Origin of the sequence: Aeromicrobium sp. (genome assembly GCF_014378035.1) — a bacterium.
Lineage (GTDB): Bacteria > Actinomycetota > Actinomycetes > Propionibacteriales > Nocardioidaceae > Aeromicrobium.
Map to the genome: position 1 here is coordinate 1 of NZ_JACMOM010000010.1, position 24,286 is coordinate 24,286.

Annotated in this window: 26 protein-coding genes; 16 read left to right on the plus strand and 10 right to left on the minus strand. The window is 66.2% G+C overall.

What is annotated here, in order from left to right; translation table 11 throughout:
- Positions 1 to 510 (minus strand): biotin/lipoyl-containing protein (locus tag H7290_RS00495; protein WP_290512054.1); only part of this gene is annotated, 510 nt, incomplete at its 3' end.
- Between the two features lie 21 nt (positions 511 to 531).
- A complete protein-coding gene (lpdA, locus tag H7290_RS00500; protein WP_290512055.1) occupies positions 532 to 1,917 on the minus strand; it encodes a dihydrolipoyl dehydrogenase in 1,386 nt (461 codons plus the stop codon).
- Positions 1,918 to 2,021: 104 nt separating this feature from the next.
- On the opposite strand from lpdA, the gene H7290_RS00505 reads away from it, so the two are divergent.
- Complete coding sequence (locus tag H7290_RS00505) at positions 2,022 to 2,618, plus strand: hypothetical protein (protein WP_290512056.1); 597 nt, start codon at positions 2,022 to 2,024, stop codon at positions 2,616 to 2,618.
- A 112-nt stretch (positions 2,619 to 2,730) separates the two neighbouring features.
- On the opposite strand, the gene H7290_RS00510 is transcribed toward H7290_RS00505, so the two are convergent.
- Both H7290_RS00510 and H7290_RS00515 read right to left on the minus strand, forming a co-directional pair.
- Entirely contained in the window at positions 2,731 to 4,080 is a 1,350-nt protein-coding gene (locus tag H7290_RS00510; protein ID WP_290512057.1) for a serine hydrolase, read from the minus strand.
- Positions 4,077 to 5,525: a leucyl aminopeptidase gene (locus H7290_RS00515; protein ID WP_290512058.1), complete on the minus strand. Its 1,449-nt coding sequence runs from the start codon at positions 5,523 to 5,525 to the stop codon at positions 4,077 to 4,079. Before H7290_RS00515 ends, H7290_RS00510 begins: the two co-directional genes overlap by 4 nt.
- A gap of 58 nt (positions 5,526 to 5,583) precedes the next feature.
- Between H7290_RS00515 and gcvT the strand changes: the two genes are divergently transcribed.
- Positions 5,584 to 6,684: a glycine cleavage system aminomethyltransferase GcvT gene (gcvT, locus tag H7290_RS00520; protein WP_290512059.1), complete on the plus strand. Its 1,101-nt coding sequence runs from the start codon at positions 5,584 to 5,586 to the stop codon at positions 6,682 to 6,684.
- A 2-nt stretch (positions 6,685 to 6,686) separates the two neighbouring features.
- Positions 6,687 to 6,887 carry a hypothetical protein gene (locus H7290_RS00525; RefSeq protein WP_290512060.1) on the plus strand — a complete coding sequence of 67 codons (201 nt, stop codon included), beginning with the start codon at positions 6,687 to 6,689 and terminating at the stop codon, positions 6,885 to 6,887.
- A 22-nt stretch (positions 6,888 to 6,909) separates the two neighbouring features.
- Here the strand turns inward: H7290_RS00525 and H7290_RS00530 are convergent, their stop codons facing one another.
- Complete coding sequence (locus H7290_RS00530) at positions 6,910 to 7,458, minus strand: DUF3043 domain-containing protein (protein WP_290512061.1); 549 nt, start codon at positions 7,456 to 7,458, stop codon at positions 6,910 to 6,912.
- Positions 7,459 to 7,488: 30 nt separating this feature from the next.
- On the opposite strand from H7290_RS00530, the gene H7290_RS00535 reads away from it, so the two are divergent.
- From H7290_RS00535 to H7290_RS00585, 11 genes are all read left to right on the plus strand, one after another.
- The gene (locus H7290_RS00535; protein ID WP_290512062.1) at positions 7,489 to 8,238 is read left to right on the plus strand and encodes a PspA/IM30 family protein; all 750 of its coding nucleotides are present in this window, start codon (positions 7,489 to 7,491) and stop codon (positions 8,236 to 8,238) included.
- Entirely contained in the window at positions 8,213 to 9,112 is a 900-nt protein-coding gene (gene htpX, locus H7290_RS00540; protein WP_290512063.1) for a zinc metalloprotease HtpX, read from the plus strand. The genes H7290_RS00535 and htpX overlap by 26 nt, the downstream gene beginning before the upstream one ends.
- Positions 9,112 to 9,681, plus strand: a complete 570-nt coding sequence (locus H7290_RS00545; RefSeq protein ID WP_290512064.1) for a hypothetical protein — start codon at positions 9,112 to 9,114, stop codon at positions 9,679 to 9,681. The genes htpX and H7290_RS00545 overlap by 1 nt, the downstream gene beginning before the upstream one ends.
- Positions 9,682 to 9,707: 26 nt before the next feature.
- Positions 9,708 to 10,979: an aminotransferase gene (locus H7290_RS00550; protein ID WP_290512065.1), complete on the plus strand. Its 1,272-nt coding sequence runs from the start codon at positions 9,708 to 9,710 to the stop codon at positions 10,977 to 10,979.
- A gap of 19 nt (positions 10,980 to 10,998) precedes the next feature.
- Positions 10,999 to 12,114 carry a glycerate kinase gene (locus H7290_RS00555; protein ID WP_290512066.1) on the plus strand — a complete coding sequence of 372 codons (1,116 nt, stop codon included), beginning with the start codon at positions 10,999 to 11,001 and terminating at the stop codon, positions 12,112 to 12,114.
- A 157-nt stretch (positions 12,115 to 12,271) separates the two neighbouring features.
- Entirely contained in the window at positions 12,272 to 12,640 is a 369-nt protein-coding gene (locus H7290_RS00560) for an iron-sulfur cluster assembly accessory protein (protein ID WP_290512067.1), read from the plus strand.
- Between the two features lie 58 nt (positions 12,641 to 12,698).
- Complete coding sequence (locus tag H7290_RS00565; RefSeq protein ID WP_290512068.1) at positions 12,699 to 13,673, plus strand: carbohydrate kinase family protein; 975 nt, start codon at positions 12,699 to 12,701, stop codon at positions 13,671 to 13,673.
- A gap of 126 nt (positions 13,674 to 13,799) precedes the next feature.
- A complete protein-coding gene (coxB, locus tag H7290_RS00570; RefSeq protein ID WP_290512069.1) occupies positions 13,800 to 14,645 on the plus strand; it encodes a cytochrome c oxidase subunit II in 846 nt (281 codons plus the stop codon).
- Positions 14,645 to 16,387, plus strand: coding sequence for a cytochrome c oxidase subunit I (ctaD, locus tag H7290_RS00575; RefSeq protein ID WP_290512070.1), 1,743 nt, complete (start codon positions 14,645 to 14,647; stop codon positions 16,385 to 16,387). Before coxB ends, ctaD begins: the two co-directional genes overlap by 1 nt.
- 3 nt (positions 16,388 to 16,390) lie before the next feature.
- Complete coding sequence (locus H7290_RS00580) at positions 16,391 to 16,786, plus strand: cytochrome c oxidase subunit 4 (RefSeq protein ID WP_290512071.1); 396 nt, start codon at positions 16,391 to 16,393, stop codon at positions 16,784 to 16,786.
- Between the two features lie 74 nt (positions 16,787 to 16,860).
- Positions 16,861 to 18,036 carry an Ig-like domain-containing protein gene (locus H7290_RS00585; protein ID WP_290512072.1) on the plus strand — a complete coding sequence of 392 codons (1,176 nt, stop codon included), beginning with the start codon at positions 16,861 to 16,863 and terminating at the stop codon, positions 18,034 to 18,036.
- A gap of 82 nt (positions 18,037 to 18,118) precedes the next feature.
- Here the strand turns inward: H7290_RS00585 and H7290_RS00590 are convergent, their stop codons facing one another.
- The 4 genes from H7290_RS00590 to H7290_RS00605 all read right to left on the minus strand — a co-directional run bounded on the left by H7290_RS00590 (position 18,119) and on the right by H7290_RS00605 (position 22,346).
- Positions 18,119 to 19,819: a cytochrome bc complex cytochrome b subunit gene (locus H7290_RS00590; RefSeq protein ID WP_290512073.1), complete on the minus strand. Its 1,701-nt coding sequence runs from the start codon at positions 19,817 to 19,819 to the stop codon at positions 18,119 to 18,121.
- Positions 19,816 to 20,865 carry a ubiquinol-cytochrome c reductase iron-sulfur subunit gene (locus H7290_RS00595; protein WP_290512074.1) on the minus strand — a complete coding sequence of 350 codons (1,050 nt, stop codon included), beginning with the start codon at positions 20,863 to 20,865 and terminating at the stop codon, positions 19,816 to 19,818. The genes H7290_RS00590 and H7290_RS00595 overlap by 4 nt, the downstream gene beginning before the upstream one ends.
- Positions 20,862 to 21,686: a cytochrome c gene (locus H7290_RS00600; RefSeq protein ID WP_366927581.1), complete on the minus strand. Its 825-nt coding sequence runs from the start codon at positions 21,684 to 21,686 to the stop codon at positions 20,862 to 20,864. Before H7290_RS00600 ends, H7290_RS00595 begins: the two co-directional genes overlap by 4 nt.
- Before the next feature lie 81 nt (positions 21,687 to 21,767).
- A complete protein-coding gene (locus H7290_RS00605) occupies positions 21,768 to 22,346 on the minus strand; it encodes a heme-copper oxidase subunit III (RefSeq protein WP_290512076.1) in 579 nt (192 codons plus the stop codon).
- A gap of 85 nt (positions 22,347 to 22,431) precedes the next feature.
- On the opposite strand from H7290_RS00605, the gene H7290_RS00610 reads away from it, so the two are divergent.
- Positions 22,432 to 22,836, plus strand: coding sequence for a hypothetical protein (locus tag H7290_RS00610; RefSeq protein WP_290512077.1), 405 nt, complete (start codon positions 22,432 to 22,434; stop codon positions 22,834 to 22,836).
- Between the two features lie 5 nt (positions 22,837 to 22,841).
- On the plus strand, positions 22,842 to 23,882 hold the full coding sequence (gene trpD / locus H7290_RS00615) for an anthranilate phosphoribosyltransferase (protein WP_290512078.1): 1,041 nt from the start codon (positions 22,842 to 22,844) through the stop codon (positions 23,880 to 23,882).
- Positions 23,883 to 24,002: 120 nt separating this feature from the next.
- Here trpD and H7290_RS00620 read toward each other — a convergent pair whose 3' ends face one another.
- Positions 24,003 to 24,278: an Lrp/AsnC ligand binding domain-containing protein gene (locus H7290_RS00620; RefSeq protein ID WP_290512079.1), complete on the minus strand. Its 276-nt coding sequence runs from the start codon at positions 24,276 to 24,278 to the stop codon at positions 24,003 to 24,005.
- Between the last annotated feature and the right edge of the window lie 8 nt (positions 24,279 to 24,286).

Genomic DNA, 24,286 nt, shown 5'->3' on the forward strand with positions numbered 1-24,286 from the left:
GACAGCGGTCCCGCCGGCTGATGGCGCGGTCGCGGCCTGCGGTGCGGGTGCGTTCTCGGCGGCGGCCTGCTCGGCCTCGGCGCTCCCGGCGGCGGCAGGAGCACGTTCCTGCGCGGCTTCCTCGGCGATCGGCTCCTTGGCTGGAGCGTTCTCGGCCGGAGCGTCGGGGGCAGCTGTCGCGGTCTCGGGAGCAGCGGCCGCGTCGCCCGTCTTCTCTTCCTGCAGGTTCTCATCGGACACCGGTGCGACCGCGGACTCGTCGGTGGTCTCGCCAGCCTCGCCGATGACGGCCAGCACGGCGCCGATCTCGACGGTCTCGTCCTCGGCGGCCTTGATCTCCAGCAGGGTGCCGGCGACCGGCGAAGGGATTTCGGTGTCGACCTTGTCGGTGGAGATCTCGAGCAGCGGTTCATCGACTGCGACGGTGTCGCCGACCTGCTTGAGCCACTGGGTGACGGTGCCCTCGGTGACGCTTTCGCCGAGAGCGGGAAGGGTGACAGACGTAGCCATGATGTCCTCAGGTTCTCGGTGTCAGGCGTGCGAGTGAAGTGGTTTGCCGGCGAGGGCCATTGCGGCCTCGCCGAGTGCTTCGTTCTCCGTGGGATGCGCGTGCAGCAGCTGCGCAACGTCCTCGGGATAGGCCTCCCAGTTGACGATCAACGAGGCCTCACCGACCTGCTCGCCGAAGCGGGAGCCGATCATGTGGACGCCGACGATGGGGCCGCCCTTCTCGCGGACGAGCTTCACGGTGCCCGCCGTCTTGAGGATCTGGGCCTTGCCGTTGCCGCCGAGGTTGTACTCCAGGACCTCGACGTTGTCGTCGCCGTACTTCTCGCGGGCTTGGGGCTCGGTGATGCCGACCGAAGCAATCTCGGGCTCGCAGTAGGTGACCCGCGGGATGCCTGAATCGATGACCGGCTGGGGCTGCAGGCCCGCGATCTCCTCGGCCACGAAGATGCCGTGGGCGAAACCGCGGTGGGCGAGCTGCAGGCCGGGCACGAGGTCACCGACGGCGAACACGCCGTCGACGTTGGTGCGCAGACGCTCGTCCGTCGGCACCCAGCCACGGTCGACCGTGATGCCGGCCTCCTCGTAGCCCATGCCGGCAGAGTTGGCGCCGCGTCCGACGGCCACGAGGACCAGGTCGGTGTCGATCGTGTCGCCGTTCTCGAGGGTCACGGTGACGCCGTCGTCGGTCTGCTTGACGGACTCGAACTTGACCCCGGTCTTGAAGTTGATCTTGCGCTTGCGGAACGCCCGCTCGAGCTGCTTGCTCAGGGCCGGATCCTCCAGCGGGACGAGGGTGGGGAGTCCCTCGATGATGGTGACGTCGGCGCCGAATGACTTCCAGACCGACGCGAACTCGACCCCGATGACGCTGCCGCCGATGATGACGACGCGCTCGGGCACTTCGCTCATGGTCAGCGCCTCGTAGGAGGTGATGACTCGGCCGCCGATTTCCAGACCGGGGAGCGTCCGGGCGTACGAACCGCTGGCCAGCACGACGTTGGTGCCGGTGTAGCGCTCTCCGCCGACCTCGACGGTGTCCTTGGAGACGAGCTTGCCCTCACCCTCGACCACGGTGATGCCGCCGGCCTTGATGAGGCCCTGCAGGCCTTTGTACATCCGGGCGACCACGTCGTCCTTATAGGCGTTGACGCCGCTCATCTCGACCCCGTCGAATGTCGACCGGATGCCGAACTGCTCGCCTTCTCGGGCGGTGTCGGCCACCTCGGCCGCGTGCAGCAAAGCCTTGGTCGGGATGCAGCCGTAGTGCAGGCAGGTGCCTCCGAGCTTGTCCTTCTCCACCAGAGCCACAGTCATGCCGAGATGAGCTGCTCGCAGCGCGCAGGCGTATCCGCCACTGCCGCCGCCGAGAATCACGATGTCGAAGTTGTTGCCGGCGCCGTCCGCCACGGTTTCCTCCCAGGGATGTCTCTTCTCATCATCTTGTCACTCCTGAACCGGAGCGTGCCACCGGGGTGACGCGTTCACAACCGATCATCAGGCACAATTGTGGGATGGGAATCTTCGGGAGCCGCAAGGCCAGGACAGACGGCGGTGCCGTGGTGTCCGACCGTGATGCGAGCCGCGCCGATCTCGACGCGTTGCGCCAGTTCGCCGGGTCGCGTCAGGGTGTGGAGGCGTTCATCGAGCCCAAGACGTCTGTGACCCAGACGACCCTGTTGCTCGTGGCCTCCGACGGTGAGTCGATCCGTCGGCGCGTCGCCTCGGCCCAGGCCGCGCACGATTTTGCCCGCAAGAAGCTGCAGATCCCCGTGTACGACTCGAATCTTGTCGGCATCCCGGCGCGCAAGCGCGAGTACGACCTGCGCAAGGCGAGGGGATCGGCCACGGGCGGCACGTCCTCGCGGCCGTCGTCGGCTTCCGCGCCGTCGTCGTCCGTGGGTCGTTCGTCCCCACGCGAGCTGAAGGCGATCATGACCCTCGAGTCAGTCGCCGGTGCCGACCCGTTGCCGACCAATCCGTCCGACGACGACCTCATGCGTCTTTATCGCCGGGCCCGCTCACAGGCACACCCCGACCGCTTGGGCGGCGCCCGCGAGAAGTGGGACACCGTCGGGGACGCCGCGCGCGTCCTGGGCCTCCCCGACTAACCCGTCGCTCCCAACGTGCGCCGGCTGAAGCACGCTTCTGGCGTCGGGTCCAGGAGAAAAGGTGCCCCAGCCGCCACACCTTGGGGACCAGGGCTTGCGGACTTGGGGATGGTCAGTGCCAGCTGTCGGGGTGGAGGCCACCCGGAATGTCGGCATCGGTCTCGTAGGGCGTGCGGGTGAACACGAACGAGGCGAGGACGAGGCGCAGCGGGAGCCCTTTTGCGTCACGCTCTGCCTCAAGGGGCTCGCCGGAGTAGTAGCCGCCCACACCGATCCAGCCGTCGCCGTCGCGGCGGAACACCGCGCCGCGGCCCTCGCCGGGGGTGCCGAGACGTAGCTCGTGATCGCGGCCAGCTGCGACGGTGAAGCGGTAGGTGCCCCAGAACCAGTCACCGACCAGGTCCAGGTCGACTGCCTGCGACGCGTCCGCCGTCCAGGGCTTGGGCACGACCGGCTCAGCCTTGGAGAAGACGTCGAGGAGGTTCGCCTCGAGCGGCCCGATGCCGCTCGTCGCGTTGGCCATGACGACGGCACCGTCTCCGCTCGAAAGGTTGACCCTCAGCCCGGCCAGAAAGCCCGGCATCGACCCTCCGTGGCCGGCGAATCGAGCACCCGCCACATTCCACATCTGCCAGCCGAGAGCATGAGCCCCGCCCCACGCATTGCCTGGAACGTCGTTGATGGCGACGGGTCTGAGCATCTCGGTGAGGGTCGACGGGGCCAGGACGCCATGGGTGGCCCCGGCCAGGAACGCCGCCCACGTCGCGAGATCGTGGCTGGTCGACCACAGCTGACCGGCCGGCGCCATGGCGCCGGCGTCGTGCTCGGGCTCGACGTGGACGAGGTCGGCGAACGGGTGCACCGCGAGCCCCGGCGCAGCGAGACCGACCGGCCGCGACGTGGTCCGGCTCATGCCGAGGGGCTCGATCAGCCCGGTGCGCACCGCCTCGTGCCATGGCACCCCGCGCAGGCGCGCCACGAGCTCACCGAGCACGGCGAAGCCGACGTTGGAGTAGTGGAACCGGGTACCGGGGGTGAGCCTCAGTGCGGGAGTCGAGGCCAGGAGCGCGGACCAGGACACGCCGGGGGTCCGCTCCCACCACTGACCGTCGGTCTCGGCCTGCAGCCCCGACGTGTGGGTCATGAGCTGTGCCACCGTCACGTGGCCGAACGGCACCGCGGGCAGGTGGACGCCGATCGTGTCGCCCAGCGAGAGTCGACCCTCGTCGCGCAGCCGCATGATCTCCACGGCGACGAATGTTTTCGTGATCGACCCGATGCGGTACTGGGTGTCGGTCGTCGCGGGCTCACCGCCGGCTCGGCCGTCGAGCGTCCCCGCCGCGCCCGACCACACCACCGCGCCGCTCCGCACGATGGCGGCCGTCACGGACGGCACCCGGCGCGCTGACTGCTCAGAAGCGAGAAGTCGGGAGAGCGTGCGGGCGGTGCCGGGCTCGATCATCGAGCCTCGGCCAGCTCCGTCGCGAGCCTGACGAGCGTGCGGACGCCGGTGCCTGTGCCGCCGACCGGCGTGTAGTCGAAGGCGGACCCCTCGTTGAACGACGGCCCGGCGATGTCGAGGTGGGCCCACGGAATCTCGTTGACGAACTCCCGGAGGAACGCTGCCGCGAAGAGGGTTCCGCCGTACGGCTTGGGGTTGTGCTGGCGCAGGTCGGCGATGCTCGACGACGTGACGACGCCCTTCATCTCCTCAGTGATCGGCAGCGGCCACATCGACTCGCCGGCAGCCTTCGATGCAGCGAGGACTGTGTCACCGAAGGCCTCGTCGTTGCCGAGGATGCCGCTGGTGTGCTGGCCCAGAGCGACGACGCAGGCGCCCGTCAGGGTGGCGACGTCGACGATGTGGTCGGGCTTGGCGTCAACGGCGAGCGACAGACCGTCGGCGAGGACCAGCCGGCCCTCGGCATCGGTGTTGTGCACCTCGACGGTCGCGCCACTGCGCATGTGCAACACGTCGCCGGGACGGGTCGCGCCGCCGCTCGGCATGTTCTCGGCGATGCACGCGTAAGCGGTGATGCGAATCGGGAGACCGAGCTTGGCGATGGCGACGGTGGCAGCGACCACCGCGGCGGCTCCGGCCATGTCGAGCTTCATGGTCTGCATCGAGGCGCCGGGCTTGATCGAGAGGCCGCCCGAGTCGAAGGTGATGCCCTTGCCGACGAGGGCAAGGTGCGCGACAGCACCGGCAGGCTCATAGGTCAGGGTCACGAGCCGCGGGGGGCTGTCTGAGCCACGGCCGACGCCGAGGATGCCGCCGCACTTCTCCTTGGCAAGACGCTTCTCGTCCCAGACCGAGACCTTGACGTCGGTGCCCGCGTGCGCCGTGATGGCGTCGGCGAAGTCGGCGGGCCGGAGGTCGCCGGGCGGTGTGTTGACCCAGTCGCGGGCCGTGTTGACAGCGGTGGCGACTGTCGCAGCACGCTCGAGGGCCCGGGTGGCGGTGCTCTGCCGTGCAAATGGGCTAAGGATCACAGCGGTCTTGAGCACCGGCTTCTTGTCAGCGCCCTTCTTGGCCGACTTGAAGGTGTCGAAGCGGTAGGCGCCCAGCGCCAGCCCTTCCGCGATCGCCTCGACCTCGTCGACACCGGCCGGATGCAGGTCGACGGCGAGGCTCGTGGCGGTGTGGGCAGCACGCACACCGCGGGCAGCGGCGCGGCGAAGGTCCTCAGCGGTGGGTTCCGACGGCAGCGCGACGGCCACGACCACCGGCGCCTTGTCCGACCCGCCTGACGGGAACATGACGGTCTGGCCCTTCTCGCCGGTGAAGCCGAGGAGGTCGAGCGTCGCGGCGTGATCACCCTTGTCGTCGTCGTTGCGGATCCCGAGGATGAGTACATCGGCGCGGGCTGTGGTCGGCTTGGATGTGCTGAGGCTGACTGAGAGCATGTCTGTCACTCTAAGGTCGCGGCTCGGGCGTGCGCGACCCTGCTCTAGGTTGGCTGGCATGGATCTGCTTCATTCGCCCATTCACGACCGTCATGTCGCACTGGGTGCGAAGCTCGCGGAGTTCGGTGGTTGGGACATGCCGCTGGAGTACGCCGGCGGGGGTGTCCTTGCCGAGCACAAGGCGGTCCGCGAGGCCGTCGGCATCTTCGACGTGAGCCACCTCGGCAAGGCCCTCGTGCGGGGATCGGGCGCCGCCGATTTCGTCAACTCGTGCTTGACCAACGATCTCGGTCGCATCGAGCACGGCAAGGCGCAGTACACCCTCTGCTGCGACGCGGAGGGCGGCACGGTCGACGACATCATCGCGTACCTCCGTAGCGACTTCGAAGTCTTCCTCATCCCCAATGCCGCCAACTGCGCCGCTGTCGTCGCGCTGCTCCGTGCCGCCGCGCCGGACGGCATCGAGGTCACGGACCTGCACCGCGACTACGCCGTGCTCGCCGTGCAGGGTCCGCTGAGCGACGAGGTGCTGCAGTCACTCGGCCTGCCGGTCGACCACGAGTACATGTCCTTTGCCGACAGCACCGTCGCCGGTCATCACATCACGGTGTGCCGCACCGGCTACACGGGGGAGCGGGGCTACGAGCTCGTCGTCCCGTCAGCCTTCGCGGTCGACGTCTGGGACGCGGTCATGATCGCCGGTGAGCCGTTCGGGCTCCGAGCCTGCGGCCTCGGCGCGCGCGACACGCTTCGCACCGAGATGGGTTATGCCTTGCACGGGCACGAGCTGTCGGCTGAGATCAGCCCGGTCATGGCCAGGACGGGGTGGGCCGTCGGTTGGGACAAGCCGGCCTTCTGGGGCAAGGCCGCCCTGACTCGTCAGCGCGAGGAGAAGACAGTGCGCACCCTGCGAGGGCTGCTCGCACAGGGCCGAGGCATCCCGCGTCCCGGCATGCGCGTTCTCGGAGACGACGGCGCAGAGCTGGGTGAGGTCACCTCCGGAACGTTCTCACCGACCCTGCGTCAGGGCATTGCGCTTGCGCTCCTCGATCGGTCGGTCGAAGATGGCGCGACGGTTGTTGTCGACGTCAGAGGTCGGTCCGAGGCGTTCACGGTGACGAAACCACCGTTTGTCGTTCCGTCGACGAAGGAGGCTTGAGCATGACCTGGACCTGGAAATTCGAGACCGCGATCGGCGACGAGGTCGGTCGCTCAGAGGTGTTTGAGAGCCGCGGCGACGCGGAGTCATGGGTCGGTGAGACGTTCGGGCAGCTGGTGGAGGACGGCATCGACCAGGTACGGCTGTTCGACGGCGACACCGAAGTCTACGGACCGATGTCCCTGCACGCCGAGAACAGCTGACGCGCGGGCAGGACGGCCCGCGTCAGTAGCGCTCGGCCAGCGCTTCGCCACGCTTGACCTGCGGCTTCGGCAGCCTGAACCGGCGAAGCTGGGTGCTGCGGAGCACCGAGTACCCGACCGAGCCGCGAATCTCATCGGCCTTGAAGCGTGCCGCGAGCTGGCGGCGCAACCCACGCACGAGCACGAACTCGTCGACGATCGTGCCGACGATGACGAAGGGGTAGGCGACGAAGGTCGCCGTGACGGACCACGGCTGGTTGGCGCCGACGAATCCGAGCACGACAATGACCAGCAGGAACGGCAGCAGGAACTCGGCGAAGTTCCAGCGGCGGTCGACGTAGTCGCGGCAGAACTTGCGCACCGGACCCTGCTCACGGGCGGGCAGGTACTTGTCGTCGCCGGTCTTGAGCGCCTCGCGCTGCTTCTCGCGCACAGTCTCGCGGACGACGCGTTCTCGCTTCGCCTGATCCTTGCGCGAGACGGGCACCTTCATCTGCTTCTTGCGGGCGGCCTCGGCCTGTTTGCGGCTGGGCGTTGCGCGGCCCTTGCCAGCCTCTGTCTCGTCTACCACCCGCGTCACCCTACCCGTACGCTTGAGGTCATGAGCATCGGGAAGCGCATGGTCAAGATCTTCACCTCGTGGCGCTCCCGGGGCGACGATGCTGGCGCACTCAAGGACCGGCTCGACGAGACCTACCGCACCCAGACCGCTTTGCTCCAGCAGGTTCGTCGGGGTGTGGCCGACGTGGTGACGAGCCGCAAGCGTGTCGAGCTCCAGCTCGCTTCGCTCACCGCGCAGACCACACAGCTCGACGACGACGCGCGCCAGGCCGTGGCCCGAGGCAACGATGACGAGGCGCGCACCGTGCTCACGCGAAAGGTCACCCTCGAGAAGGCTGCCGCCGATCTCCAGCAGCGGCACTCCGATCTGAAGGGGGAGGAAGAAAAGTTGCAGATGTCGGCGTTGCGCATCGAGCAGGACGTGGAGAACTTTCGTGTCCGCAAGGACACCCTCTCGGCTCGACACACTGCCGCCGCTGCCCGGGCGGAGATCAACAGCGCGACGAGCGGCATCAGCTCCTCGGTGAGCGACGTCGGTCAGGCCATGGAGTCGGCCGAGCGGCGCACCCGCGAGCTCGAGTCCACGGCGGACGCGGTCGACGAGCTCGTCAACGAGGGTGTCATCAGCAAGCCCGGTGAGACCGCCGACGAGGCGACGAGCCGGCGTTTCGACGTCGCTCTCAACGGTGCTGAGGTCGACCGTCAGCTCGAGGCGATCACCGCGCATCCCGACACGACGGCGCAACCCGACAGGAAGGACGACCATGGCCCGGACCCGGTTCAAAGGTGATCGTGGCCTGACGTTGCGCATGGGCGGCGTCGGGTTCGGACTCGGAGCGCTCTACGTCGCCTTCGGCGTGTTCCTCTACCAAGGGCTCGGGCTCGGCGCGATCGGTCTGGTCATCGTCCTCGTCATGGCGTGGGGCCAGTGGTACTTCTCGGACACGCTCGCCCTCAAGTCCATGAGCGCCAAGGTGGTCACCCCCGAGCAGGCGCCAGATCTTCACGCGATGATCGACCGCCTCTGCGCCCTCGCCGACATGCCCAAGCCGCGCGTGGCCGTCGCCGTCACCGACATGCCCAACGCCTTCGCCACCGGACGCACCCCGAAGCACTCTGCCGTGTGCGTCACGACAGGCATCATGCAGAGGCTCGACGCCGACGAGCTCGAGGGAGTGCTGGCTCACGAGCTCTCCCACGTCGCCAACCGCGACGTCACGGTGATGACCGTCGCATCGTCGCTAGGGCTCATTGCGGGCTTCATCACGCGGTGGGGCATCTACGCCAGCAGCATGTTCGGCGGTCGCAACAACCGCAACAGCGGTGTGGCCTTCTTCGCCGTGTTCGTGGTGAGCATGGTGGTCTACGCCGTCAGCTTCGTCCTGACCCGCTCGCTCTCGCGCTACCGCGAGCTCAGTGCCGACCGCAGCGGCGCCTATCTGACGGGACGCCCGTCGAAGCTCTCCTCGGCTCTGGTCAAGATCTCCGGCGACATGGCGCGCATCCCGAACAAAGATCTGCGTGAGGGCCAGGCGATCAGCGCCTTCTTCTTTGCGCCGGCCATCAACCGTGAGTCGATCGGCGCCCTGTTCTCGACGCACCCGCCGCTCCAGCAGCGCCTCGACCAACTGGCGGCGGTCAGCGCCGAGTTGTCCGAGCAGTGATGGGCATCTTCGACTCGATCCTCGGGCGCAGCAAGCCCCCGGAGGCCGACCTCGACGTTCTCTTCGCCGTCCCGCAGGCAGCAATCTCGCTCCAGGTCGGCGGATTCACCCTCACGGGCTCGGGCTCGGTGTGCTTCAGGGACGTGGAGGGTGGTGCCGACGACTCGGTGCTCGCCGACGCGGAGAAGCTCATCACCACCACGGCCGGTGCGACGGTGAGCCGTAGCGACGACCGATTCGGATTCCACTGGTTCACCGTGACTCGTACGGATGCCGACGTCTCCGGCCTGGTGACCGATCTCCATGCGGTCAACAGCTCGCTCGTCGACGCCGGCTTCGGCGCCACCCTGCTGTGCTCGACGATCGGCCTGACCGCGACCGACGGCAAGCCGCTGGCACTCGTCTACCTCTACAAACGTGGCACCTTCTATCCGTTCGCCCCGCTCGAGGGTGAACGCCGCGACAACGCGCTTGAGCTGCAGGTGCGGGGGATCGTCGGGGAGGATGTCCCGGTGGAGCCCGATCTCAACCGCTGGCTCGCCATCTGGGGAGCGCCTGGTCTCGGTTGACGGTCTCGTCGCGATAGATTGAGCGTGTGACGTTCGACGCCCTCTCCCGTGACCAGATGCAGACCCTTCTCGATGAGCAGACTGCGGCGTACCGCCATCTGCAGAATGCGGGTCTTACGCTCGACCTCACCCGAGGAAAGCCGTCACCGGAGCAGCTTGACCTGTCGACAGACCTGCTGGGCCTACCCGGTGACGACTTCATCGATTCACGCGGCACCGACACCCGCAACTACGGCGGGCTCAACGGTCTTCCCGAGCTGCGCGCGATCTTCGCCGAGATCATGCAGGTGCCGGCCGATCAGGTCGTGGCGGGCGGCAACGCGAGTCTCGCGATGATGCACGACAACCTGGTGTTCGCGCTCTTCCATGGCGTTCCCGGCTCCGAGCGTCCGTGGGGCCAGGAGGACGCCGTCAAGTTCATCTGCCCCGTTCCCGGCTACGACCGTCACTTCGCGCTGCTCGAGGAGTACGGCATCGAGATGATCCCTGTCGCGATGCACGACGACGGACCTGACGTCGCGGCAGTACGCGAGCTCGTCAAAGATCCCGAGGTCAAGGGCATGTGGCTGGTCCCGACCTATGGCAACCCCACCGGATCGGTCGTCAGCGAGGCAGTCGCGGCCGAGCTGGCCGCCCTCGAGACCGCCGCCCCTGACTTCCGCATCCTCTGGGACAACGCCTACGCCGTGCACCACCTCACCGACCAGCACACCAAGACCGCTGACATCCTTGGCCTCTGCGTGGCGTCCGGCCACCCCGACCGGCCGGTCATCTTCGCGTCGACGTCCAAGATCACGCTGGCGGGGTCGGGCGTGTGCTTCCTGGGAGGTTCGACCGACAACATCAAGTGGTACCTGCGTCACCTCGGCAAACGCACCATCGGCCCCGACAAGGTCAACCACCTGCGGCATGCGCGCTTCCTGAAGGACGTTGACGGCGTTCACGCCCTGATGGACCGCCATCGCGCGATCCTGGCGCCCAAGTTCGACGCTGTCGCCACTGTCCTGCGCGATCGACTCGGCTCCCACGACGTTGCCACCTGGACCGAGCCGAGCGGCGGTTACTTCGTCAGCCTCGACGTGGTCGACGGCACTGCGTCCAGAGTCATCGAGCTGGCTGGCGAGGCCGGTGTCGCCATGACCCCGGCTGGTGCGGCGTTCCCGTACGGCGACGACCCGCGCGACCGCAACATCCGCATAGCACCGACCTACCCCTCCCTCGACGAGCTCACCGTGGCGATCGACGTGCTCGCCACCTGTGTGCTCGTGGCCGCCGCCGAGCAGTCGCTCGCCACCTGATCTGCACGCTCGTGAGCCGATGAAGATCCTTGTGGCACCCGATGCGTTTGGGGGCACGCTGACGGCGCCGGAAGCGGCCCGGGCGATCATCGAGGGATGGCACAGGCACGCTCCGGACGATGAGCTGACCCAGGCGGCCATGGCCGACGGCGGGCCCGGTTTCGTCGACGTCCTCCACGAAGGCCGGGGGGGCGACCTCGCCGTGGTCACGGTGCGAGGCCCAGCCGGGGCGGAGGTGCCGATCACGATCCTGCATGAAGGTGGCACGGCCTACATCGAGAGCGCTCAGGCGTGCGGGCTGCACCTCGCCGACCCACCAGACCCGATGAACGCTTCGAGCTTCGGGGTCGGTCAGGCCATCGACGCGGCGCTTGCGGCGGGGGCCCGGCGCATCGTGGTCGGCCTGGGCGGCAGCGCGACGAACGACGCCGGCGCCGGCATGCTCGCGGCCCTCGGGGCAACTGCTGACGTTCGCCTGGATGCCGGTCCCCACGGACTCCGCGGCGTCACCGCCGTCGACCTCGCCGCCGCTCGCGACCGTCTCGACGGCATCGACGTCGTGATTGCAGCCGACGTCGACCTCGCGCTGCTCGGAATGTTCGGCGCGACCAAGACATTTGGGCCGCAGAAGGGCCTGACCGAGGATGAAATCCTCACGGTCGACGGCGTGCTCGACCGCTTTGTCGTCGCCGCCTGCGGACCCACCCCGCCGGACCGCCGCGTCGCCGACGCCAAGGGAGCAGGGGCGGCCGGCGGCCTCGGCTTCGCTCTGATGCTCCTTGGCGGCAGGGTCGTGTCCGGTATCGACCTGGTTGCCGACGCGGTCGGTCTCACGACGCAGGCGGCGAGCCACGACCTCGTCATCACGGGGGAGGGCACCTACGACTTCTCATCGCGCGCCGGCAAGGCCGTTTACGGCGTCGCGTCGGTAGCCGCGGCCGCCGCCCGGCCCTGCATCGTCCTGGCCGGCCAGGTCAGCGTCGGATCCCGCGAGATGCGGGCGATGGGGGTCGAGAGTGCCTATGCGGTGGCCGACGTGGTCGGCATCGAGGCGTCGCTGAGCGATGCCTTCGCGAGCCTCGCGACGCTCGCCGAGCGTGTCGCACGAACATGGTCGCCCGACTCTCACGAGTGACCGCGTACCATGGAATGGAATCGTCCCGGAGCATGTTGATCGGTGACGATGGCATCGTCCAGGGTTACAGTTCAGAACCATGGTCCAGGGCAGTGCCAACCGATACGCACCATCTACTTCGTGCACCAGACAGCCAGACCAGACACTGGGAGAACACATGACAGTCGAGACCGAGCAGACCACCGTCGAGACGACGCCCGCCGATGGCATCCTCCTCAGCGAAGGCGCGGCCGGCAAGGTCCAGAGCCTGCTGGCGCAGGAAGGGCGCGACGATCTCTCCCTGCGTATCGCTGTGCAGCCCGGCGGTTGCTCGGGCCTTCGCTACCAGCTCTTCTTCGATGAGCGGGCGCTCGACGGCGACCAGACGTTCGAGTTCGGCGGCGTGAGCGTCGTGGTCGATCGCATGAGCCTTCCCTATCTCGGTGGGGCGACGATCGATTTCGTCGACACCATCGGGAAGCAGGGTTTCACCATCGACAACCCGATGGCGACAGGCTCCTGCGCCTGCGGTGATTCCTTCCACTGATACGCGTTTGACGGACCGGCCTCCTGCAAAGCGGGAGGCCGTTGTCTATTCTGTCTGAGTGCACCTCGCCATCACCGGTTCGATCGCCACCGATCACCTCATGACATTCCCGGGCAAGTTCTCCGATTCACTCGTGCTGGATCAGCTCGACAAGATCTCGCTGTCCTTCCTTGTCGATGACCTCGACGTGCGGCGCGGGGGGTGTGCAGCCAACATCGCCTTCGCGCTGGCCAAGCTCGGTCACCGCGCCCTCCTGGTCGGAGCAGTGGGCCAGGACTTCGACGTCGAGTACCGCGCATGGCTCGACAGTGCAGGCGTCGACACGTCCGGCGTGCTCGTCTCGGAGACGCAGCACACGGCGCGTTTCGTCTGCACCACCGATAGCACCATGGCGCAGATCGCCACGTTCTACGCCGGTGCGATGTCCGAGGCTCGCGACATCGATCTCCTCGCAGCCGGCTCCGGCTTCGATCTTGTGCTGATCGGGCCGGACGATCCCGAGGGCATGCTGCGCCACACGCGCACCTGCCGCGACAAGGGAATCCCGTTCGCGGCAGACCCGTCTCAGCAGCTGGCCTGGGCCGAGGGTGACGTGATCAGCGAGCTCATCGACGGCGCGACCTACCTGTTCAGCAACGACTACGAGTCCGCCCTGATCCAGCAGAAGACCGGCTGGTCCGCCGCCGACGTGCGCTCACGCGTGGGCACACAGATCGTCACCCGCGGCAAGGATGGCGTCACGGTGTTTCCCGCTGACGGCGAGCCCATCGAGGTGGGGGCAATCGAAGGTGTCGTGGCCGTCGACCCGACGGGTGTCGGCGACAGTTTCCGAGCCGGTTTCCTCGCTGGGATTGCTGCCGGACTCGACTTCGAGCGATCGGCCCAGATCGGTTGCACCGTCGCGGCCAGCGTCGTCGAGACCAAGGGCACCCAGGAGTACGAGCTCGACCGCGTGGGCTTCCTCAAGCGGCTCGGTACGGCTTACGGCGAGAAGGCGCAGGACGAGGTGGACGCCGCGCTCACCTTGGTGTGATTCATGTCCTCCTGCCACGCACTCAGAACAGGTCGCCCTCACCGCACCTGCGCCGAGCTACTGAAGTAAGGTGAAGTTGTGTCATCACGTGCCAGTCATGGTTTAGAAAGGCGCCCCGTGGGTCGGTTGAAGTTGGCAGTTCTCGCCATCGCTGTCGTGGCTCTGAGCGGGTGCTCCCCGGTCGACAACTCCGACGTCAAGCGGTTGGCGCTCCCGGTCGCGGGCAGCGATCGTTCGCAGACGATGTGGGAGCTCTGGCTCGGCGCCTGGATCGCCGTGCTGGTGATCTTCCTTCTGGTGTTCGGGCTCATCGTCTACGCCATGGTTCGCTACCGTCGGCGCAGCGATGATGAGATCCCCGCGCAGATCCGCTACAACCTGCCGCTCGAGGCGCTCTACACGTTCGCACCCGTCATCATCGTGGCTGTCTTCTTCTTTCACACCGTCACCTCACAGAACGACATGCTTGCCAAGGTCAAGAGCCCTGACCACGTCGTCCAGGTCGTCGGCAGCAAGTGGCAATGGGCCTTCAGCTACACGAAGGAGAAGGCCACCGCCGGAACCGACGTCTTCGACTCTGGCACGCCGCAGGACCCGGCCGAGCTGTGGTTGCCGGTGGGGGAGTCAGTGCGCTTCAACCTGAAGTCACCCGACGTCATCCATTCCTTCTGGGTCCCGGAGTTCTACTTCAAGATGGACGTCGTGCCCGGCAAGGTCAACACCTTTGATCTGTCACCGTCGCGTGAGGGCGTGTTCACGGGTCGCTGTGCCGAGTTGTGCGGTCTCTACCACTCGCGGATGATCTTCAAGGTTCACGTTGTCGCACGAGATGAGTACGACGCACATCTGACCAAGCTCAAGAACGCGGGTCAGATCGGTACACCCAAGGGCGCGGACGAGGCAGACAAGATCGCCGGGCTCGGCAAGGCCGGCGACGTCGCAGGCACGCAGGGCAATGGAGGCGGTAAGTGATGGCCACGACGACAGCAGCATTCGAGACCCCCCGGGAGGCGACGCGTGAGCGCACGCTCGGTCAGAAGGTGGTCACGGTCATCACGACGACCGATCACAAGGTCATCGGCAACATGTACCTCGTCACGTCCTTCGCCTTCTTCATCATCGGTGGTGTGCTGGCGCTGCTGATCCGCGCTGAGCTGGCCCAGCCCGGTACGCAGATCGTCGACGACGAGACCTACAACCAGCTGTTCACGATGCACGGCACGATCATGCTGCTGATGTTCGCGACACCGCTGTTCTTCGGCTTCGCCAACGCGATCATGCCGCTGCAGATCGGCGCGCCCGACGTGGCGTTCCCGCGGCTCAACATGTTCAGCTACTGGCTCTACCTCTTCGGCAGCACCATCGTCGTGTCCGGATTCTTCGTTCCCGGCGGAGCGGCGGCCTTCGGTTGGTTCGCGTACGCGCCCCTGAGCGATTCCGTCAACTCGCCAGGAGTCGGCGGTGACCTGTGGGTCATGGGCCTCTGGATGTCGGGGCTCGGCACGATCCTGGGTGCTGTCAACTTCGTCACCACGATCTTCACCATGCGTGCGCCCGGCATGACGATGTTCCGCATGCCGATCTTCGTCTGGAACACTCTTGTGACCAGCATGCTCGTGCTGATCGCGTTCCCGATCTTCGCTGCGGCGCTGCTGGCGCTTGAGGCCGACAGGCGGCTGGGTGCGCACGTGTTCGATCCAGCCAACGGTGGCCCGATCCTCTGGCAGCACCTGTTCTGGTTCTTCGGCCACCCCGAGGTCTACATCATCGCTCTGCCGTTCTTCGGCATCGTCACCGAGATCCTGCCGGTCTTCAGCCGCAAGCCGATCTTCGGCTACGTGGGGCTTGTCGGCGCGACATTGATGATCGCGGCCCTGTCGGTCGCGGTCTGGGCGCACCACATGTTCGTGACCGGCTCGGTCGACCTTGCCTTCTTCTCCTTCATGACATTCCTCATCGCGGTTCCCACCGGGGTGAAGTTCTTCAACTGGATCGGCACGTTGTGGGGAGGATCTCTGTCCTTCGACACTCCTCTGATCTTTGCGCTCGGTTTTCTTGTGACGTTCCTCTTCGGTGGTCTCACCGGAGTCATCCTGGCGTCGCCGACCCTCGACTTCCAGCTCTCCGACAGCTACTTCGTCGTCGCGCACTTCCACTACGTCGTGTTCGGCACCGTGGTGTTCGCGATGTTTGCTGGCTTCTACTACTGGTGGCCCAAGCTCACCGGTCGGATGCTCGATGAGAAGCTCGGCAAGATTCACTTCTGGCTGTTGTTCATCGGGTTCCACCTGACCTTCCTCGTCCAGCACTGGCTGGGTGTCGAGGGAATGCCGCGACGCTACGCTGACTACTCATCGACCGATGGGTTCACGACCCTCAACGAGATCTCCTCGATCGGCGCCTTCCTGCTCGGCGCGTCGACCCTGCCGTTCTTCTACAACGTGTGGAAGTCGCGCAGGTCGCCTCTCGTGGGGCTCGACGACCCGTGGGGCTGGGGACGTTCCCTCGAGTGGGCCACGTCGTCGCCCCCGCCGCGGCACAACTTCACCTCGCTGCCGCGCATCCGTTCCGAAAGCCCCGCCTTCGATCTGCATCACCCCGAGATCGCCGCACTCGAGCTCGCGCACAACCCGGGTGAGCGCTCGATCTTCGCCGATGCACCGGACGTCAGCGGTAGGGGCGAAGCCATCAACGACGCCAAGGACGGCGAGTGACCCATGAAGGCTGAAACCTGGACCATCTTGTCGGTCGGCATCTTCTTCGCGCTGATCGCCCCCGTGTACTGGGTGCTCAGCTACGATCCCACCGGCACCACGGCTCTGGTCATGACCTTTCTGCTCTGCGCGCTCCTGGGGTTCTACCTCGGCGTCGTCGCCAAGCAGATTCCGGAGCGTCCCGAGGACCGAAGCGATGGCGAAATTGCGGACGGGGCCGGCGAGCAGGGGTTCTTCCCGCCCTACAGCTGGTGGCCGCTGTTCTGCGCGGCGGCCCTTGCGGTCGTGGTGCTGGGTGTTGTCATCGGCTGGTGGCTGTTCATCATCGGCATCGGCCTCGGCGCCGTGATGGTCGTCGGGTGGATCTTCGAGTACTACCGCGGTATTCACGCTCACTGATACTTCACCCACACGTCACATCCGCACCGCTGGGTAAGGCAAAAAGCGTTGTCCCCGTCACCTAGAATATTGGGGTGAGGGATCCACGGTTTTCCGCAGTAGCGGCCTGTGCCGCGTTGGTCGTCCTGTCCGCCTGCTCAGCGGGGGCTGTCAGGGATGTCGTGACGCCCGACGAGGGGACGCCGAAGGATTCGATCGTCCTGACGGCCAACGTCGCCCCCAAGGCTGATGGTGTCGAAGTCAAGACCATCGTGTCGGCTTCGGCCACGCACGGCATCATCTCCACCGCCCGCCTCGCCACTGTTGACGGCAAGACCACCATCGCAGGGAGCGTCGCGGGCAGCTCGTGGGTCGCCGGCGATCGGCTCGAGCCGAGTACCACCTACCGGCTGTCGGTCACCGGTCGTGGCGACGACGGCAAGGAGCAGACGCTTTCCCGCACGTTCTCCACGCAAGCGCTGAGCTTGGCCCAGCAGACCTATCCGTCGGTCGCGCCCTTGAGAGGCGAGACCGTCGGGGTAGGCATGCCGGTCATCGTGACCTTCGACGTACCGGTCAAGAACCGTGCCCTGTTCGAGCGCAACATGACGGTTGAGTCCACTCCCGCCGTCCGAGGCTCGTGGGACTGGTTCAGTGACCGTGAGGTGCACTTCCGGCCACAAACGTTCTGGCCGGCACACGCCCGCGTCAACGTGTCGTTACGCCTCAACGGGCTTCCGGCCGGCGGTGGCGTCTACGGCCAGCAGGACCAGGACATTGACTTCAAGGTCGGCCGCGAGATCATCAGCGTGGTCAACATCGCCAAGCACCGGCTGAAGTACACCGTCGACGGCAGGGTCGGGAAGACCATCCCTGTGACGACGGGCGACAGCGGCCACGCGACACGTGAGGGCACCAAGGTCATCATGGAGAAGTTCTCCTCCATCGACATGGACGCCGCCACCACAGGCGTCGACTCCGAGGATCCGGGCTATTACAACATCAAGGATGTCCGCTGGGCGATGCGTGTCACCAACTCGGGTGAGTTCTTGCACGCTGCACCGTGGTCCGTGGGCGCCCAGGGCTCGGCCAATGTCAGCCACGGGTGCACCGGCATGAGCACAGCCGATGCTGCGTGGCTGTTCCAGCACTCACGTCGCGGAGATGTCGTCCGCTACGTCAACGGATCTCGTCAGCTCGAAGACCGCAACGGCTGGACTGACTGGAACGTCCCGTGGTCTGAGTGGGTGCGCGGTTCGGCGCTCAGCTGAGCGTCGTCCACCTGCCCCATGAGAGGGGAGCGCATCACCATCGAGGTCCGTGGACCTCGATGGTGATGACGCGATGCCCTGCTCAGTGGACGCGGGGGATACCGGTCTCGGAGACTCCGTGGAACTCATCGCCGAGCTCGACCGGGTGACCCTCGTGCTCGCCGAGGTGCTGTTCGGCGTGCTGGACATCCTCCGACGTGGGCTTGTCGATGGACCCGTCGTAGTAGAACAGCGCTGCCTTGGCCTTGAGCTTCGCCATGCGGCCGTGCGGCGCTGCGACGCCGTTGTGGTCGACCTCAGCCGGGGCCTTGAGCGCGGGCAACCTGTCGTGCCTGGTGAGCGTGTACTGGGCACCCACCGGCAAAGGAGCGTGGCGCTCGGCGAACCCACCGTCGGGCGAGCGTTCGATGACGCCTGTCTCGTAGCCGTGCAGGATCGTGTTGGCATCCTTGCGCTGCAGGCCGATGCAGATGCGCTTGGTGGCCATGAACATCAGCACTGGCAGGACGAACAGGCCGATGCGGACGAACCACGTGATCGTGTAGATGTCGAGGTGGAACTTGGTGGCGATGATGTCGTTGCCACCACCGATCCACAGGACACCGTACGCCGTGATGCCAGCGACGCCGAGTGCAGTGCGCACCGGGGCGTTGCGCGGACGCTCGAGCAGGTGGTGCTCACGCTTGTCGCCGGTGATCCACTGCTCGATGAAGGGCCAGGCTCCCAGAGCTCCAAAGAACAGAGGCAGCAGCATGGCGGCAGGGATGAAGACGTTCCAGCTCCAGGTGAAGCCGAAGAACGTGCTCTCCCAGTTGGGCATGATGCGGACCGCACCCTCGACAAAGCCCATGTACCAGTCAGGCTGCGAACCTGCTGTCACCTCGGACGGGTTGTACGGCCCGTACGACCAGATCGGGTTGATCTGCAGCAGCGCGCCCATGAGGGCGGTGAAACCGAACACGACGAAGAAGAATCCGCCGGCCTTGGCCGCGTAGACCGGGAGCATCGGGTAACCGACGACGTTCTTCTCGGTCCGTCCGGGGCCAGGCCACTGCGTGTGCTTGTGGTAGACGAGCAGCAGCATGTGGGCGCCGATCAGCCCCAGCAGAAGTGCCGGGATGAGCAGGATGTGCGCCATGTAGAGGCGCGGGATGATGACGTCGCCGGGAAACTCGCCGCCGAAGACGAAGTACTCGAGGTAGGAGCCGACCAGCGGGATCGAGCGAAGCAGACCGTCGACGAACCTCAGGCCGGTGCCAGACAACAGATCATCGGGCAGTGAGTAGCCAGCGAAGCCCTCGATCAGTCCGAGGAGCATCAGCAGGACTCCGATGATCCAGTTGATCTCGCGCGGCCTGCGGTAGGCGCCCGTGAAGAACACGCGCAGCATGTGCGCGATCATGGCGGCCATGAACAGCGCCGCAGCCCAGTGGTGGATCTGGCGCATGAGGAGGCCGCCGCGGATGTCGAACGAGATGTGAAGTGTCGACGCGTAGGCGTTGGACATCTCGAGCCCGTTGAGTGGCGTGTAGGAACCGTTGTAGACCGTCGCGCCCATGCTTGGCTGGTACCAGAACGTGAGGAACACGCCGGTCAGCAGCAGGACGACGAAACTCCAGAGAGCAACCTCGCCCAGCATGAACGACCAGTGCTCGGGGAACACCTTGCGGAGGTTTTTCTTGGCCAGACCGGCCAGTCCGAGGCGGTCATCCAGCCATTCGACCGGGCCGGCGGCCTTCTTGCCTAGTGGTGTCTTTTCGATGTCGGTGTACTCGACGCTCATACTTTATTGTCCAACTTCTTTTGGTCCCGCGCGAGTTGTGGGTAGCTCGGGCCGACGATCTCAGGGAAGTCACTCACCGCGATGATGTAGCCCTCTGCGTCGAGTGCCAGCGGCATCTGGGGGAGAGGCCGGTGGGCGGGGCCGAAGATCGGCTTGCCGTTGTTACCGAGGTCGAACGTCGACTGGTGGCACGGGCACAACAGGTGGTGCGTCTGCTGCTCCCACAGGCTGATCGGACAGCCGACGTGGGTGCAGATCTTGGAGAAGCACAGGATGCCGTCGATGCCCCAGTTTTCGCGACCCTTGGACGGGGTGATGTCTTCTGGACGCATGCGGACCATGATGACGGCGCCCTTGGACTTGGCCTGCAGGAGCGAGGTGCCGTGCAGGACCGGCTCGCCGTCGGCGCCCTTTTCGTACATGATCGCTGGCTGCGCGTTCACGAGCTGGCCGACTTGAAGGTCGGCGGGCTTGATCGGGATGCCTGACACGTCGTTGACGACCCTCATGCCCTTGGCCCAGACCGTATTGCGCTGGCCCTTGGGGGTCGGCCCGAGGTCGGCCAGCATCACGATGGCCGGCAGCCCCAGGGCGCCGACGGCACCCAGCAGGCTGTTGCGGATCATCGGGCGACGACCGAAACCGGACTCGGAGATGCCATCATTGAGATCTTGGAGCACCTCGGCGCGGTCCTCGGCCGAGGACGCTGCCGGGTGGCGCATCTCGATCATCTCGTGGTCACCCATGAGCTTCTTGGCCCATTGGATGATGCCGACGCCCATCAGCAGCATTGCGCCACCGAGCGTGGAGCCGAGCGCGAAGTTGGACGCTGACCAGCCGAGGAACGTCTGGTCGCTGTCGATCACGAAGTAGGACACGCTGAACACCAGCAGGAGCACGGTGGCAGCGCCGAACATCCCGGAGATCTGCCGTTCGGCGCGCTTCTCCTGCGCCGGATCGGTATCGGTGGGCCGGTACTGGTGCTCCGGGAGTCCTGGATCCTTGATCGGCTCGTCGCTGGCCGTCAGATCAACCTCATTGCTCATTTCTTCTTCACTCTCGCTCCGTGTGCTCCGATCCAGATGGCGGCGATGATCAGCCCGCCGATGCCGATGATCCAGGTGAACAAGCCGTCGACGACCGGTCCGAGCCCGCCGCCTGCGAGTCCGCCGTAGTCGGGCTGATTCTGGATCGTCTTGACGTAGGCGATGATGTTGCTCTTGTCCTCTGGCGTGATGACGTCATCGGAGAAGACGGGCATCTGCTGGGGACCGGTGATCATGGCTTCGGCGAAGTGCTTGGGGCTGACGCCGGTGAGCTTGGGGGCATACCGGCCGCCGGGCAGTGCGCCGCCTGCGCCGACCGAGTTGTGGCAGGCGGTGCAGTTGGTGCGGAAGAATTCTCCGCCCTGTTTGATCTGAGCGACCGTCTTGCCCGAGATGTCTGTGTAGGTGCTGTCCGGGATGGCCGGACCGGGCGCCAGCGAAGCGATGTAAGCCGCGAGCAGCCTCGTCTCAGCGGGGGAGTACTCCGGAGCCTTGCGCGGTGCCTGCGGGGCCGCCTGCGCCATGGGCATGCGACCTGTGCCGACCTGGAAGTCGACCGAGGCAGCGCCGACGCCCACAAGCGTCGGTCCGTAGTTGCCCCCGCGCTTGGTGACAATGCCTTCGGCGTTCTTGCCGTGGCAGCTGGCGCAGCCAACGAGGAACAGTTGTCGCCCCGCTTCCACGTCGCGCGAGGACGACTCGTCCGCGGTAGCAGGCTTCGGCGCGAACGCTGAGTAGAGGCCTCCGGCAACAACAAGTCCCATGAGGAGCACGACGAAGCCGGCAAGTGGATGCCGGCGTCTGGTCGACAGTTTCCGCACCGAGAGCCTCATTCCTAAAGTTATTCACAACTGATTCAAGTGTACCCGCGGGTGCGGCGAACCGCCGAGGTCTGTGAGGACTCAGCGGATCAGGTAGACGGTGGCGAAGAGGCCGACCCACACGATATCGACGAAGTGCCAGTAGTACGAGACCACGATCGCGGAGATCGCCTGCTCGTGGGTGAACCTACGCGCGGCAAACGTACGTCCGATGACCAGCAGGAAGGCGATCAAACCGCCGACGACGTGGATGCCGTGAAATCCGGTGGCGAGGTAGAACAGGCTGCCATAGGGCGAGCTGGCGATCGTGACGTTCTCCCGGACGAGCGCGGCGTACTCGGTGGCCTGGCCGCCGATGAATATCGCGCCCATGAGGTAGGTGAGGACGAACCACTCACGCATTCCCCACAACTTGAACTGAAACAGCTTGCCGCTGCGACCGGGCTTGCCCCGCTCGGCAGCGAACACACCGAACTGACAGGTGACGGAGGAAAGAACCAAGATCGTGGTGTTGGCGGTCGCGAACGGGATGTTGAGCTTGACCGTCTCGTTGGCCCAGAGCTCGGGGGAGATGTTGCGGACCGTGAAGTAGGCGGCGAACAGCCCCGCGAAGAACATCAGCTCGCTGGAGAGCCACACGATCGTGCCAACCGTCACCATCGACGGGCGACCTTCTTGGCCATGGAGTCGGGAAGCAGGAATCACGGATGTAGTCGCCACAAGATCATTATGTACGATTCACTTCGTGAGTGAGCACAAGCCCCTACGTGTCCTGGTCTACAGCGACGATCGTGACGTCCGCGCTGCCGTTCTGTCAGCGCTCGGAGCTCGGCCCCATCCCGACCTTCCGGCGTTCGAGTATGTCGAGTGCGCCACCGAGCCGGTGGTCTTTCAACACCTTGACGAGGGTGATGTCGACCTCGTCATCCTCGATGGCGAGGCGGTCCCGGTAGGCGGTATGGGCATTGCCCGTCAGATGAAGGACGAGATCTATCAGGCACCCCCGGTGCTCATCCTCACCGGACGTCCGGGCGATGCGTGGCTCGCCACGTGGTCGCGGGCTGAGGCGGCGTTGCCTCACCCGATCGAACCGATTCGCCTGGCCGAGGTCGTCATCGACCTTGCACGCGGCGTGCTGCAACCGGGCTGAGGGCCATGTCGCTGACCTGGCCCGACGTCCTCTCGGCACTCGTGGCCGGGCAGGACCTCGACACCGTCTCGACGTCGTGGGCGATGGAAGAGATCCTTTCCGGCAACGCCACCCCCGCGCAGATCGCTGGTTTCGCCGTCGCCCTGCGAAGCAAGGGCGAGACCTTGGCGGAGGTGCAGGGTCTCGTCGACTCGATGTACCGCCATGCTGTTTCGCTGGAGGTCGACGGCCGGGTCGTCGACATCGTCGGCACCGGGGGAGACCGCGCACGCACCGTCAACATCTCGACGATGTCCGCGGTCGTGATCGCTGGGGCCGGCATCCCCGTGGTCAAGCACGGCAACCGCGCAGCCTCGAGTTCCAGTGGATCTGCCGATGTGCTCGAGCAGCTCGGGGTGCGGCTCGACGTCCCACCCTCGAGGCTCGTTGAGGTGCTGGAGACCGCAGGCATCACGTTCTGCTTCGCGCCGGTGTTCCACTCGTCGCTGCGCTTCGCCGCCGTACCTCGGCGCGAGCTGGGCATCGCAACGACCTTCAACTTTCTCGGACCGCTGACCAATCCCGCGCGTCCTGAGGCGATGGCTGTCGGAGTCGCCGACGCTCGCATGGCCCCGATCATGGCCGGGGTGCTTGCCGCGCGCGGCGCCGACGCGTTCGTGTTTCGCGGCGACGACGGCCTCGACGAGATCACCACCACGACCACCACGCAGGTCTGGGTCTCCGACGGGGGGACCGGCACCGTGTCCGGGGAGTCGATCGACCCGCGCGCGTTCGGGTTCGACTACTCGCCGGGCTCCGACCTCACCGGCGGCGACGCAGCATTCAACGCCAAGGTCTTCGAGCGGGTGCTCGGTGGCGAGGACTCGTCGGTACGCATCGCGGTGCTGCTCAACGCGGGGGCGGGCATCGCGGCCTACGAGGCATCTGGTGGCGACGTGGAGTCTCGGCTGCGGTCGGGTATCGAGCGTGCGCGGGAGTCCATCGACTCCGGCGCGGCGACCAAGGTCCTCGAGACCTGGTCGGCAACAACCCAGACCCTCACCTGAGCACCCACCCACACCCAACCCCACCCCAACACCGCTCGCGAGTCACTGAGGTCTGGAGTCCGTGGTCCTGAATGACTCCTCGGTGGTCCTGAGTGACTCGCGAGCGACATGGGGGAGGGGTCAGAGGCCGATGCTGAAGGCGTCTTCCAGGTCGTGCTGGCTGAAGGTCTGGAACGCAATCTGGGTCTGGGTCGACAGCACCCCATCGACCTTGTTGAGCTGATCGGCGACGACGCGCGAGATGTCATCGTGCTGACGCACCCGCACCATCGCGAGGAGGTCGAGGTCACCCGTGACCGAGTAGACCTCGCTGACGCCGGCAATGGCTGCGATTTGCTCGGCGATCTCGGACAGCCGTGAGACCTCGGCATGGATGAAGACGATGGCGGTGATCACGCCCGCAG